The sequence below is a fragment of the Peribacillus sp. NPDC097264 genome (assembly GCF_050277925.1).
GTDB lineage: Bacteria > Bacillota > Bacilli > Bacillales > DSM-1321 > Peribacillus.
In genome coordinates this window covers 323,178-336,529 of record NZ_JBNNSR010000002.1, presented here as the reverse complement: position 1 = coordinate 336,529, position 13,352 = coordinate 323,178, and the positions used below count along the sequence as shown (strand labels likewise).

At 40.0% G+C, this 13,352-nt stretch carries 12 protein-coding genes; all 12 read left to right on the top strand.

Going from position 1 to position 13,352, the window contains the following annotated elements:
* Positions 1–166: 166 nt before the first annotated feature.
* The 12 genes from sucC (at position 167) to fliE (ending at position 13,312) form a co-directional block, all read left to right on the top strand.
* Positions 167–1,327 (top strand): ADP-forming succinate--CoA ligase subunit beta, encoded by a 1,161-nt coding sequence (gene sucC / locus ACQKL0_RS04260; protein WP_402956288.1) that lies wholly within the window; start codon positions 167–169, stop codon positions 1,325–1,327.
* Positions 1,328–1,345: 18 nt separating this feature from the next.
* Positions 1,346–2,248 carry a succinate--CoA ligase subunit alpha gene (gene sucD / locus ACQKL0_RS04255; RefSeq protein WP_402868308.1) on the top strand — a complete coding sequence of 301 codons (903 nt, stop codon included), beginning with the start codon at positions 1,346–1,348 and terminating at the stop codon, positions 2,246–2,248.
* A gap of 144 nt (positions 2,249–2,392) precedes the next feature.
* Positions 2,393–3,259: a DNA-processing protein DprA gene (gene dprA, locus ACQKL0_RS04250; RefSeq protein WP_427686402.1), complete on the top strand. Its 867-nt coding sequence runs from the start codon at positions 2,393–2,395 to the stop codon at positions 3,257–3,259.
* 265 nt (positions 3,260–3,524) lie between these two features.
* Positions 3,525–5,600, top strand: coding sequence for a type I DNA topoisomerase (gene topA / locus ACQKL0_RS04245; protein WP_427686400.1), 2,076 nt, complete (start codon positions 3,525–3,527; stop codon positions 5,598–5,600).
* 399 nt (positions 5,601–5,999) lie between these two features.
* The gene (gene trmFO, locus ACQKL0_RS04240) at positions 6,000–7,322 is read left to right on the top strand and encodes an FADH(2)-oxidizing methylenetetrahydrofolate--tRNA-(uracil(54)-C(5))-methyltransferase TrmFO (RefSeq protein WP_427686398.1); all 1,323 of its coding nucleotides are present in this window, start codon (positions 6,000–6,002) and stop codon (positions 7,320–7,322) included.
* A 60-nt stretch (positions 7,323–7,382) separates the two neighbouring features.
* Positions 7,383–8,285 (top strand): tyrosine recombinase XerC, encoded by a 903-nt coding sequence (gene xerC / locus ACQKL0_RS04235; RefSeq protein WP_402868315.1) that lies wholly within the window; start codon positions 7,383–7,385, stop codon positions 8,283–8,285.
* 20 nt (positions 8,286–8,305) lie between these two features.
* Entirely contained in the window at positions 8,306–8,833 is a 528-nt protein-coding gene (gene hslV, locus ACQKL0_RS04230; RefSeq protein ID WP_402868317.1) for an HslVU peptidase proteolytic subunit, read from the top strand.
* A 13-nt stretch (positions 8,834–8,846) separates the two neighbouring features.
* Positions 8,847–10,256 (top strand): HslU--HslV peptidase ATPase subunit, encoded by a 1,410-nt coding sequence (hslU, locus tag ACQKL0_RS04225; protein ID WP_402868319.1) that lies wholly within the window; start codon positions 8,847–8,849, stop codon positions 10,254–10,256.
* 107 nt (positions 10,257–10,363) lie between these two features.
* Positions 10,364–11,143, top strand: coding sequence for a GTP-sensing pleiotropic transcriptional regulator CodY (gene codY / locus ACQKL0_RS04220; protein ID WP_402868321.1), 780 nt, complete (start codon positions 10,364–10,366; stop codon positions 11,141–11,143).
* A gap of 983 nt (positions 11,144–12,126) precedes the next feature.
* Positions 12,127–12,522, top strand: coding sequence for a flagellar basal body rod protein FlgB (gene flgB / locus ACQKL0_RS04215; protein WP_402956295.1), 396 nt, complete (start codon positions 12,127–12,129; stop codon positions 12,520–12,522).
* Complete coding sequence (gene flgC / locus ACQKL0_RS04210) at positions 12,522–12,980, top strand: flagellar basal body rod protein FlgC (protein WP_402956297.1); 459 nt, start codon at positions 12,522–12,524, stop codon at positions 12,978–12,980. The genes flgB and flgC overlap by 1 nt, the downstream gene beginning before the upstream one ends.
* Before the next feature lie 23 nt (positions 12,981–13,003).
* Entirely contained in the window at positions 13,004–13,312 is a 309-nt protein-coding gene (gene fliE / locus ACQKL0_RS04205) for a flagellar hook-basal body complex protein FliE (protein ID WP_402956299.1), read from the top strand.
* Positions 13,313–13,352: the final 40 nt, after the last annotated feature.

Sequence of the window (13,352 nt, the reverse complement as noted above, 5' to 3'; positions counted from 1 at the left end):
ATGTATTTTCTTCCATATAATAGAAGGTTAATTAGGTATATTGTAATAATTATTTTTCATAGTAGATAAAGAAAATTATGCATGAAAGAGAATTTTGTTGTAATATGGTAGAGAAAACACGCACCAAATTTCAGTTTTGTTTTTTAGTAGATAAGGAGGATGGGAAATGAATATCCATGAGTATCAGGGGAAAGAGATTTTGAGACAATACGGGGTATCTGTTCCAAATGGCCGAGTTGCCTTTACTGTTGATGAAGCAGTTGAAGCGGCGAAGGAGTTAGGTACAGATGTTGTTGTCGTCAAAGCTCAAATCCATGCGGGTGGCCGCGGAAAAGCCGGCGGAGTTAAGGTTGCGAAGAATCTTGATGAAGCACGTACATATGCAGAAGAGATTCTTGGTAAAACGTTGGTGACCCATCAAACAGGGCCTGCAGGTAAAGAAGTGAAGCGTTTACTTATCGAGGAAGGCTGCGATATCACTAAGGAATATTACATTGGTCTGGTCTTGGACCGTGCAACGAACAGTGTAGTATTGATGGCCTCCGAAGAAGGAGGAACGGAAATCGAAGAAGTGGCTGAGAAAACTCCCGAGAAAATCTTCAAGGAAGTAATTGACCCTGTGGTCGGTTTAACGGGTTTCCAGGCACGTAGAATCGCTTTTAATATTAATATTCCAGCTCCATTAATAAATAAAGCATCTAAATTGATGATCAACTTATATACAGCATTCGTAGAAAAAGATTGTTCGATTGCCGAAATCAATCCGTTAGTCGTGACGGGGGATGGCAATGTAATGGCCTTGGATGCTAAATTGAATTTTGATGACAATGCAATATACCGTCAGAAAGATATTTCAGAGTACCGTGATTTGGATGAAGAAGATGCTAAAGAAATTGAAGCATCAAAACATGGTCTTAGTTACATATCGCTTGACGGAAATATTGGCTGTATGGTTAATGGCGCCGGGCTTGCAATGGCAACAATGGACATCATTAAACACTATATGGGCGACCCAGCCAATTTCCTTGACGTCGGGGGCGGCGCTACAGAGGAAAAGGTGAAAGAGGCTTTCAAAATCATCCTGTCCGATGAAAAAGTAAAGGGCATCTTTGTCAATATCTTCGGAGGAATCATGAAATGTGACATCATCGCGACAGGCGTCGTAGCTGCTGCAAAAGAGCTAGGCCTGGATGTTCCACTCGTTGTTCGCTTAGAAGGAACGAATGTCGATTTAGGGAAAAGTATTTTGAAAGATTCTGGACTAAATATCACCGCTGCTGAATCCATGGCAGACGGAGCGCAAAAAATAGTATCACTTGTAGGATAATAGGCAGGGGGGAACATAATGAGCGTTTATATTAATAAAGATACGAAAGTGATTGTTCAGGGAATCACTGGCTCAACAGCATTATTTCATACAAAACAGATGTTAGAATACGGTACGAAAATCGTTGCAGGGGTCACTCCGGGTAAAGGTGGAACAGAAGCGGAAGGGGTACCTGTATATAATACAGTTTCCGAAGCTGTCACTGAAACAGGGGCGAATGCATCGGTTATCTATGTACCGGCTCCATTTGCAGCAGATGCAATTCTAGAAGCGGTTGACGCGGAGATTGATCTCGTCATCTGTATTACCGAGCATATTCCAGTCCTTGATATGGTTAAGGTCAAGCGGTATATGGAAGGCAAAAAAACACGCTTAATTGGACCTAACTGTCCGGGTGTGATTACCCCGGAAGAATGCAAAATCGGGATAATGCCTGGCTATATCCACAAAAAAGGCCATATTGGCGTAGTTTCTCGCTCTGGCACTCTGACTTATGAAGCCGTACATCAATTATCACAAGAGGGCATTGGGCAATCATCAGCTGTCGGCATTGGTGGGGACCCTGTTAATGGGACTGATTTCATTGATGTGCTTAAAGCATTCAATGAAGATCCAGAAACCCATGCGGTAATCATGATAGGGGAAATCGGTGGCACAGCAGAAGAAGAAGCGGCCATTTGGGTTAAGGAAAATATGACGAAACCGGTTGTTGGATTCATTGGAGGACGTACGGCTCCAGCTGGAAAACGTATGGGACATGCTGGTGCAATTATTTCAGGAGGAAAAGGAACAGCCGATGAAAAAATCCGCGTCATGAATGAATGTGGAATTAAAGTTGCTGAAACACCATCGGTCATGGGAGAAACCTTGATATCCGTCTTAAAAGAAAAAGGCATGTACGAACCTTGTAAAACGCATTAATAAGAGATGGGCCGACCTGATATTGGTCGGCCTTTATTTCACTTCTATAGTAAGTACCCTTCGAAAGTATCCATGACATCTTCATTTGACAAACCATACGACCATCCCCTGCTTTTGAATAATCCTCAAAGGAGTGCTTCCAAATTGAACAGAAATGAAAAACTAATCCACCTTCATCATTGTCGTGGTGCAGGCTGGAAAACGATAAAAATGATCTTGGCTGCAGACCCATCCCTCACCACCCTCTTTACAAAAACGTATGCTGAATGGAAAGAAATTCTCTCCATCCCGAACGACAAACTCCAACTCTTTCTCGCAGACTTGCATTCTTACAATACGATTGAAAAACTGAAACAATATGAAAATAATCAAATCCACTGTATGACGATTTTTGATGAAGACTATCCATATCTATTAAGACAAATTTTCGATCCCCCCTGGGTGCTTTATTTAAAAGGCAATAAACAGCTTTTAGCTAAGAAGAATACCATAGGTGTCGTTGGTACACGGAATCCAACCTCGTACGGGTTAGAGGCCTTAAAAACGATTTTAACGCCACTCGTAAAGAGAAAATTCGTGATTATTAGTGGAGTGGCAGTTGGAATTGACGCGATTGCCCATAAAATCACGTTGAACGAAGGTGGACATACGATAGGGGTTTTAGGAGGGGGATTAATGCACATTTATCCGAAAATCAATATTCCACTCGCAAGGGTGATCATCGATAAGGGATTGCTTCTTTCGGAAACCCCTCCGACTAGGAGATCGGAACCTTGGATGTTCCCTCTCCGCAATAGAATCATCAGTGGTTTATCGCAGGGGATTTTCGTGGTAGAGGCAAAGCAGAGAAGTGGTTCGCTTATCACAGCGCAGGCTGCACTTGACCAGGGAAGGGACGTATTTGCACTTCCTGGTAATATAACCAGTCTTGAATCAATGGGGACTAATCAATTAATTCAAGAGGGAGCTAAATTAGTTTTGACAGCTGAACAGATTGAGGAGGAATATTAAAACAATATAATATAGAAGATATACGGTGAAACCTCCAATTTTTGTCGAAAAAGGTGCTTTTTTAGGTGAATAGAATAAAATATTAGACAAAAAGGTTGAAAAAATTGTAAAACTGTTATAAGTTTTGCAACAGGCACCTCTTGTCAAAATATCTAAATCCTGATGAATCAGCGGGATTGGAAAAGTAAAGAGGTGTTGACAAATGATTTTTGAATGATTAATAATAGTGAAGATTTATATTACCTCTTTGAGGAGGATTTATTGGATGTCAGATTACTTAGTGATTGTGGAATCGCCCGCAAAAGCAAAGACGATAGAGCGATACTTAGGAAAGAAATATAAAGTTAAAGCTTCCATGGGTCATGTACGCGATCTACCTAAAAGTCAAACGGGTGTCGACGTTGAACATGGCTATGAACCTAAATATATAACAATCCGCGGCAAAGGCCCGGTTTTAAAAGAATTGAAAACAGCAGCAAAAAAAGCAAAAAAAATCTATCTCGCAGCTGACCCCGACAGAGAAGGTGAAGCGATTGCCTGGCATTTAGCGCATAGCCTCGACGTCGACATAAACTCGGATTGCCGTGTCGTATTCAATGAGATTACGAAAGAAGCAATCAAAGAATCATTTAAATCTCCGAGACCGATTAATATGCAATTGGTTGATGCCCAGCAGGCAAGGAGGATATTGGATCGTTTGGTCGGGTACAATATTTCCCCTCTATTGTGGAAAAAAGTGAAAAAAGGCTTGAGTGCCGGACGGGTTCAATCAGTTGCAGTCCGAATGATCATAGATCGTGAAAAAGAAATCAAAGACTTCGTTCCTGAAGAGTATTGGACAATCAAGGCCGATTTTGTAAAAGGAAAAGAACAGTTTGAGGGTTCCTTTTTCAGCCTTGCGGGAGAACGTACTGAATTGAATACGGAAGAAGACGTGAAGAAGGTTCTGGATTCTTTGAGCGGTGGGGAATTTACAATCGGTACCGTGACAAAAAAGGAAAGAAAACGTAATCCAGCTGCACCATTCACAACTTCTTCCCTACAACAGGAAGCTGCGCGTAAATTGAATTTCAGGGCCAAGAAAACGATGATGCTTGCCCAGCAGCTTTACGAAGGAATTGAGCTAGGAAAAGAAGGAACAGTCGGACTGATTACTTACATGAGAACGGATTCAACCCGGATTTCCGATGTGGCTAAGCTCGAAGCGCATAACTTCATCTCAACTAGTTATGGTGAAAAGTATGTCCAGACGGAACAGCGTAAAGAGAAAAAACAGACAAATGCCCAGGATGCCCATGAAGCAGTGAGACCGACTAGCACACTGCGGGAACCAGGTTTAGTGAAAGAATTTTTATCCAGAGACCAATTCCGTTTATATAAATTGATCTGGGAACGTTTCGTTTCAAGTCAAATGTCTTCTGCTGTTATGGATACAATGAGCATCGACTTACATAACGGAGATGTCATATTCAGAGCAAATGGATCAAAAGTTAAATTTCCTGGTTTTATGAAGGTCTATGTTGAAGGAACGGATGACTCGGTGGAGGAAAAGGAGAATACCCTTCCTGATGTGAAAAAAGGTGATCAATTCTTTTCAAAAGATGTTGAGCCTAAGCAGCATTTCACGCAACCGCCGCCCCGCTATACAGAGGCACGCCTTGTTAAAACGCTGGAAGAATTAGGAATAGGTCGGCCATCCACTTATGCCCCTACTTTGGATACGATACAAAAAAGGGGTTACGTCACGCTTGATAACAAACGATTTATCCCGACCGAACTTGGTGAAATAGTCCTTGAACTAATTCGCGAATTCTTCCCATATATCCTGGATGCTGAATTCACAGCCAAGATGGAACAGGAGTTTGATGGTGTAGAGGCTGGAAGTGTTGAGTGGGTTAATGTCATTGATGACTTCTACAAGGATTTTGCTGTTGATTTGGCCAAGGCAGAAGCCGAGATGGAAAAGATTGAAATTAAAGATGAACCTGCTGGCGAGGATTGTGAAGAATGCGGTCATGGAATGGTCTTCAAAATGGGGAGATACGGAAAATTCATGGCATGCAGCAATTTTCCTGACTGCCGTAACACGAAACCAATCGTCAAGGAAATCGGTGTGAAGTGCCCAAAATGTAAAGAAGGAAACATCATAGAGCGGAAAAGTAAAAAACGCCGCCTGTTTTATGGATGCGATACGTATCCAGGGTGTGATTTCATTTCATGGGATAAGCCATTGCCGCGTAATTGTCCAAAATGTGAAGGTACCCTTGTTGAGAAAAAACTTAAAAAAGGCGTACAAGTACAATGTGTGGATTGTGATTTCAAAGAGGTACCTCAAGCTTAAGGAAAGGTGGGCAATCATGCCCACCTTTTTCATGTTCACCAGAAAAGGACTGACTCGGGTAGAGCTGAGTTTCTTCATATTAGGTAAGGTATGATATCATGATAAAGAGAAGGATGTTCCTCGCAGAATATATTGGAAAGGCATGAAACTTTTTAATTTTGCTCAAGTATTGTAAAATTCAGTGGACAAGTGCCTTCATTTAAAGTTATAATTCCTCTTTGTGTCCAGTTATTGTTTCTGTAAGAACACGACTTAAGGCATTTATCCAAATAGACATACTTAAAAAGTGCATCAGCAGGAATGTGCAAGATGGGGTATACATATAAACATATCGTTAAAATGAAGATTTTGTAAAAAACAATTTTGATGATAAATCTTCCTGTTTTATCATATCTATACATGGAGGTTCGAAATATGAAAGAAGCAAAAGTAAGTGTAATTGGTGCTGGGCTTGCAGGAAGTGAAGCTGCTTGGCAATTAGCTAAAAGAGGAATAAAAGTTGATTTGTACGAAATGCGTCCGGTTAAGCAAACGCCTGCACACCATACCGATAAATTCGCTGAACTTGTTTGTTCCAATTCACTTCGGGCAAATACGTTAACAAATGCTGTAGGTGTTTTAAAAGAAGAGATGCGAACATTGGATTCCGTTATTATTTCCGCAGCAGATACTTGTGCTGTTCCTGCTGGTGGTGCATTAGCCGTCGATCGTCACGAATTTGCTGACCTTGTAACGGAGAGGGTGAAAAATCATCCAAATGTGACCGTTTTCCATGAAGAAGTGACAGAGATTCCTGAGGGTCCAACCGTCATAGCTACGGGTCCATTGACTAGCCAATTTTTATCGGATAGCTTGAAGCAAATTATGGATGAAGAATATTTATATTTCTATGATGCTGCAGCTCCAATTCTTGAAAAAGAAAGCATCAATATGGATAAAGTCTATTTAAAGTCCCGCTATGATAAAGGGGAAGCTGCTTACTTGAACTGTCCGATGACCGAAGAAGAATTCGATCGGTTTTATGAAGCGCTGATTTCTGCAGAAACTGTGCCACTTAAGGAATTTGAAAAAGAAATCTTTTTCGAAGGGTGCATGCCAATAGAAGTAATGGCATCTCGTGGGAAAAAGACGATGCTATTCGGACCGTTGAAGCCGGTTGGATTGGAAGATCCAAAAACGGGTAAACGACCATTTGCTGTCGTTCAACTTCGTCAAGATGATGCAGCTGGAACCCTTTATAACATTGTTGGTTTTCAGACACATTTAAAATGGGGACCTCAAAAAGAGGTACTTCAGCTGATTCCAGGATTAGAGAATGCTGAAATTGTCCGTTATGGAGTGATGCACCGCAATACATTCATCAACTCTCCGAATGTGTTAAAGCCGACCTATCAATTCAAAAACCGGGAAGATTTATTCTTTGCCGGCCAGATGACGGGTGTGGAAGGGTATGTGGAGTCTGCCGCATCAGGACTGGTCGCCGGAATTAATGCAGCAAGACTGGTTCAAGGGATGGAACCAATCGTTTTCCCTGCTGAAACGACAATGGGGAGCATGGCAAGGTATATTACGTCCACTAACGGGAAGAGCTTCCAGCCGATGAATGCGAATTTTGGTCTCCTCCCAGATTTAGAAATCAGAATCAAGTCGAAAAAGGAACGAAATGAGGCACATGCAAATCGCGCTTTAGACACAATTCAGAACTTTGTGAAAAGTTTGTAAAATCATTTGCCTGCTGTTTTAAAGTATGATACTATTTATAAGCCTTTGCGAGGTGTTTCTATGATCAATCAAAATAAGGCGTTATCTTCCTTCATTGAATATCTACAAATAGAAAAAAATAGTTCACACTACACGATTGAAAATTACAAGCGGGATATTCACGAATTTTTCTTATTCCTGAACGAACAACGGATTACCGATGTCGCGTCAGTCGAATATATGGATGTCCGGCTATATTTGACGAATTTATATGAGAAACAACTTTCAAAGAGGACTGTAGCAAGAAAAACATCTTGTTTGCGTAGTTTTTATAAATTTCTAATGAGGGAAGGGGAAGTCAAGGATAATCCTTTTTCCCTTGCATCTTTACCCAAAAAGGAACAGAGATTGCCTCGCTTTCTGTATGAGGAAGAAGTCAATCAGTTGTTTTCTTCTTTAAAGAAAGATACCCCAATTGAAATCAGAAACGTTGCATTACTGGAATTACTGTATGCTACTGGCATTCGCGTAAGTGAGTGCTGTGAAATCAAAGTACAGGATATCGATCTCTCGCTTGGAACCGTACTGATCCATGGAAAAGGGAAGAAAGATCGGTATGTCCCGGTTGGCAGTTATGCTCAGGAAGCGATAGATTTATACATACGTACAGCCAGGATGGAAATGACATCGTCTGACGCTAAGGCGCATGCTTATTTATTTGTTAACTTTCGCGGAGAACCCCTTACACCTAGGGGGGTCCGTTATATATTAAATGAATTGATTAAAAAGTCGGCCGCTGATGGAAATCTGCATCCCCATATGTTGAGGCATTCATTTGCCACTCACCTTTTAAATAACGGAGCAGATATACGTACGGTTCAGGAACTGCTTGGACATTCAAAAATTTCATCTACGCAAGTGTATACGCATGTAACAAAGGACCAATTAAAAAAAGTCTACAATGCATCACATCCGCGGGCTTAAAAGTTGAAAGGGGACACTTTATGACAACGATATTTGCAGTGCATCATAAAGGAGAATGTGCCATGTCCGGTGATGGGCAGGTTACTTTAGGGAATTCAGTAGTGATGAAGCATACGGCAAGAAAAGTGAGGAAAATCTTTAACGGGAATGTCCTGGCAGGTTTTGCAGGTTCTGTTGCAGACGCATTCACTCTTTTCGAAATGTTTGAAGCCAAGCTTGAGGAATACAATGGGAATCTTCAACGTGCAGCCGTCGAAATGGCGAAGCAATGGCGGAGTGATAATGTGCTTAGAAAGCTGGAAGCAATGTTAATTGTCATGAATAAACAAGATTTGCTTCTCGTTTCCGGTACTGGAGAAGTAATTGAACCTGACGACGGGATTCTAGCCATAGGATCTGGTGGAAATTATGCTCTAGCTGCAGGCAGGGCTTTAAAGCGTTTTTCTAGTGAAAACCTATCGGCAAGGGAAATAGCCCAATCATCTTTACAAATTGCAGCGGAAATTTGTGTATTTACAAATACGAATATAATCGTGGAAGAGTTGTAAGGAGGAGCGCACAATGTCAAAGAAAACTAATTTAACACCGAGGCAAATCGTAGAGAAACTGGATCAATATATTGTAGGACAGAGTGAAGCAAAACGTGCAGTAGCGGTTGCATTGCGTAATCGATATCGTCGTTCTTTACTCTCAGAACAACTTCGTGATGAAGTCGTTCCTAAAAACATATTAATGATTGGACCGACTGGTGTTGGGAAAACAGAAATTGCTCGGAGAATGGCTAAATTGGTTGGTGCTCCTTTTGTGAAAGTGGAAGCAACGAAATTTACGGAAGTCGGTTATGTCGGCCGTGATGTAGAATCCATGGTGCGTGATTTAGTGGAGACTTCCGTCCGCCTCGTGAAGGAAGAAAAGATGGTTAGTGTCAGAGAACGGGCAGAGGAAAATGCCAATCGCCGTTTAATTGATTTATTAGTGCCATCTAATAAAAAACAGAGCAATTTCAAAAACCCTCTCGAAGCATTTTTCGGAGGAGGAACGAATCAAGCTGAACAGGATTCGAGTGACAACTCAGAAGATTTAAGCCTTCAGCAAAAAAGAAAGCTTGTGGCCAATCAGCTGGCTAAAGGCGAGTTAGAGAATGAAATGATTACAGTTGAGGTGGAAGAACAGGCCGCATCCATGTTTGATATGCTACAAGGTTCGGGAATGGAACAAATGGGGATGAATATGCAGGATGCCTTGGGAAGCTTGATGCCCAAGAAAAATAAAAAGCGTAAATTGAAAGTAAGCGAAGCACGAGTTGTCTTGACCAATGAGGAAGCGGCAAAATTAATCGACATGGATGAAGTAACATCGGATGCTGTATACGGTGCAGAGCAAAATGGGATAATATTCATCGATGAAATTGATAAGATCGCTAGCAAACAGTCGGGAAGTTCTTCAGCGGACGTTTCAAGAGAAGGTGTACAACGGGATATCCTTCCAATTGTTGAAGGGTCTACAGTTGTAACAAAATACGGATCCGTTAAAACCGATCATGTACTCTTCATTGCAGCAGGGGCTTTCCATACGGCTAAACCCTCGGATCTTATTCCTGAGCTGCAGGGCCGTTTTCCAATCCGTGTGGAATTAAACAAATTGACCGTCGAAGACTTTGTGAAAATTTTACACGAGCCGGATAATGCTCTGTTAAAGCAATATGTAGCTTTATTAGAAACAGAAGGTATAGAAATTGAATTTTCTGACGAAGCTGTAAGTAAGATAGCAGAAGTGGCTTTCGAGGTTAATCAAAACACAGATAATATTGGGGCAAGGCGCCTTCATACAATCCTGGAGCGTCTTCTAGAGGACTTATCTTTCGAAGCTCCTGACATTACGATGGAGAAGATTACAATCACTCCTCAATATGTCGAAGATAAGCTGGGCTCGATTGCCCGTAATAAAGACTTAAGCCAGTTTATCCTTTAGAATGAACCAGCGGCAATATTCATTGCCTAAGCAAATTACATCACATTACGGAAATACAACTTCATAGTCAATTGTGAACCATGGTATTTTTAGGAGGAACAAGTCAGATGAACTTATTAGCAAAAACAAGAAAAATTAATGCAATGCTCCAAAAAGCAGCAGGAAAAGCAGTTAATTTCAAAGAAATGGCAGAAAGTTTAAGTGAAGTAATCGAAGCGAATGTATTCGTCGTTAGCCGTCGCGGAAAATTACTTGGAATCGCAGTAAGCCAACAAATCGAAAATGAACGTATGTATAAAATGTTAGAAGATAAGCAATTCCCTGAAGTGTATACAAAGAATCTATTCAACATCCAAGAAACATCTTCTAACCTCGATATTGAAAGCGAATATACAGCTTTCCCAATTGAGAATAAAGAGTTGTTTTCAAATGGCCTAACTACCATCGTTCCTATCATGGGCGGGGGAGATCGTTTAGGAACATTGATTCTTGCTCGATTACAAGATAAGTTCCATGATGACGACTTAATCTTGGCGGAGTATGGAGCCACTGTTGTTGGAATGGAAATCCTTCGTGAGAAATCAGAAGAGATTGAAGAAGAGGCACGTAGTAAAGCAGTCGTTCAAATGGCTATATCTTCACTTTCTTACAGTGAATTAGAAGCTATTGAACATATATTCGAAGAACTTAAAGGGAACGAAGGATTACTTGTTGCATCTAAAATTGCAGACAGAGTTGGTATTACTCGTTCAGTAATCGTAAATGCACTTAGAAAACTTGAAAGTGCCGGTGTTATTGAATCACGTTCATTAGGAATGAAAGGGACGTACATCAAAGTATTGAACGATAAATTCCTTAACGAGTTAGAAAAACTTAAAAATAACTAAAATTCAGCTCTAGATATAAAGCTGATAGTACCAAAGGAAAGGGTTCGGGAATTTAATTCCGGATCCTTTTTTTATCTTTAAATGTAGATGGAGAAAATTAGCATCTCGATTTCTAGCAATCTAACCAAAAAGGCACGATCTCTTAGTGGGTGAGAGATCGTGCCTTTTTGGGGTTAGGTACGAAATATAATCGTATATATATTAAATTGCACTTATTTAATATATCCTTCATCCGGTAAAACTAAGGTAGTAGTTATAAGAACATGTAGGAGGTTCAATTTATAATGAAGTTTTCCATTATAGGGTAATTGGAATCAAATTCTAATAGGCAGTATGAGGATAAAGAATCGTTTATCCAAAATACAGTATAATTTTCCTTATATAGGGTAATTATACTGTAATAGCTATCTGAATAGACAGTCCTCTATGGTCAATAAAAGATTGTCTTCATTAATTTTAAGAATACTTTATATCTCAGGCATTTATTAATCGGAATTTCCGGGAAGTTTAATATGTGGAAAAAAGTCGAATGCTTTAATAGTTTTATATTCTTTTAAAAAAATTAGGGAGTCAGTATTTGTAAAAAATCTGATTTTTTACACGTTAATTCACCCTTTGCTGAAGCAGTATGTAGATTACCATTAAACTATTACCAATATATACCTGATGGTTTCTATACTAATTAGTTCTAAAGTATCAGGTATATGGGTTTGTGATTCTGTATGATAAATAAGTATTTAAAGATAAAAAATGGATAAAATCATAAAATAATGTAATATAACGTCACAATTGACTAGAAATTTAAATAAAAAAGCTATAAATTTGAGCAAATTGTGACATTTTTCGACTATAATAGGTCTAAAGTCTATATATTGATTATAGACATCGTTCTTGCGTTTCTTTAAAATTAAGGATATTAAGATAATGGATTTATTTATCACATAAGTTATTATTTGCTTGGATAGAAAGAGGGGAACGACAAAATGGAGTTATTTTCAAATACCTTTCAATCACTGGAAAACGCTCTGAATTTTTCTAGTACGAAACAAAAGGTCATTTCGCAAAATATTGCTAATTCCGATACGCCGAATTATAAGGCGAAAGATGTTTCTAATACAAAGTCCTTTCGAACAGAACTTGATACGGCTATTCAATCATATCGTACCGATGACAGGCACTTTAGCTTTAAATCAAACGGCAAAGCGACTTCTTCCATTGTTACACAGAACAATGTGAATTATAACAGTAACGGGAACAGTGTGGATGTCGATAAAGAAATGACGGACCTGGCTACGAATCAAATTTATTATAATGCTGTAACGGATAGACTTTCGGGTAAATTCCAGTCATTGGAATCAGTGATTAGGGGTGGGAAGTAATGGGGATTTTTCAGAGTATTAATACGACGGGCTCAGCTTTGACTGCCCAAAGGCTTCGGATGGATGTGATTTCTGCCAATATGGCTAATGCCGATACGACTAGAGCCGAATTTGATGCGGAGTCGGGACAATGGAAACCTTATTCAAGAAAATCGGTTGTTCTGCAAAATAAGGAAGCAAGTTTTGCAAGTTTTCTAGATGCAGCAACCGGAAAAACGAACGGTACGGGTACAGGTGTAAAAGTATCAGGAATTGTTAAAGATGAAACACCATTTGAACTGGATTACAATCCAGATCACCCAGATGCAAATGAAGATGGATATGTAGAGATGCCAAACGTGGATCCACTGAGAGAAATGGTCGACTTAATGAGCGTCACTAGATCCTATGAAGCCAATGTCACTGTTTTGAATGCATCAAAGGGAATGATGATGAAGGCATTAGAAATCGGTAAATAATTTTTGATTGGAGCGTGTGCATTATGGAGGGGATTTCTCTTTCAAGCATAAGCAATATAGATAAAGCATGGAAAAGTCAGCAGACTAACACAAGTACACCATACGAAGCGCAACAAGATTTTGCGTCCGTATTAAAAGAAACTATGAATAAAGTTAACGAGGCCCAGGTATCATCGGACAGCCTTACAGCTAAGTTAGCTAACGGAGAAGACGTGGAACTTCATAATGTGATGATTGCTTCACAAAAGGCGAGCATTACGATGCAGGCTACGTTAGAGGTTCGGAATAAAGTGGTCGAAGCCTACCAGGAAATGATGAGAATGAGCATTTAACATTCATTTTAAAGACCTCATATAAAGAGAGAAAAAATGG

What these genes read in the sequence shown, in the direction of transcription:
- sucC (WP_402956288.1), top strand. Translation starts at nt 167, where the DNA reads ATGAATATCCATGAGTATCAGGGGAAAGAGATTTTGAGACAATACGGG.
- sucD (WP_402868308.1), top strand. Translation starts at nt 1,346, where the DNA reads ATGAGCGTTTATATTAATAAAGATACGAAAGTGATTGTTCAGGGAATC.
- topA (WP_427686400.1), top strand. Translation starts at nt 3,525, where the DNA reads ATGTCAGATTACTTAGTGATTGTGGAATCGCCCGCAAAAGCAAAGACG.
- trmFO (WP_427686398.1), top strand. Translation starts at nt 6,000, where the DNA reads ATGGAGGTTCGAAATATGAAAGAAGCAAAAGTAAGTGTAATTGGTGCT.
- xerC (WP_402868315.1), top strand. Translation starts at nt 7,383, where the DNA reads ATGATCAATCAAAATAAGGCGTTATCTTCCTTCATTGAATATCTACAA.
- hslV (WP_402868317.1), top strand. Translation starts at nt 8,306, where the DNA reads ATGACAACGATATTTGCAGTGCATCATAAAGGAGAATGTGCCATGTCC.
- hslU (WP_402868319.1), top strand. Translation starts at nt 8,847, where the DNA reads ATGTCAAAGAAAACTAATTTAACACCGAGGCAAATCGTAGAGAAACTG.
- codY (WP_402868321.1), top strand. Translation starts at nt 10,364, where the DNA reads ATGAACTTATTAGCAAAAACAAGAAAAATTAATGCAATGCTCCAAAAA.
- flgB (WP_402956295.1), top strand. Translation starts at nt 12,127, where the DNA reads ATGGAGTTATTTTCAAATACCTTTCAATCACTGGAAAACGCTCTGAAT.
- flgC (WP_402956297.1), top strand. Translation starts at nt 12,522, where the DNA reads ATGGGGATTTTTCAGAGTATTAATACGACGGGCTCAGCTTTGACTGCC.
- fliE (WP_402956299.1), top strand. Translation starts at nt 13,004, where the DNA reads ATGGAGGGGATTTCTCTTTCAAGCATAAGCAATATAGATAAAGCATGG.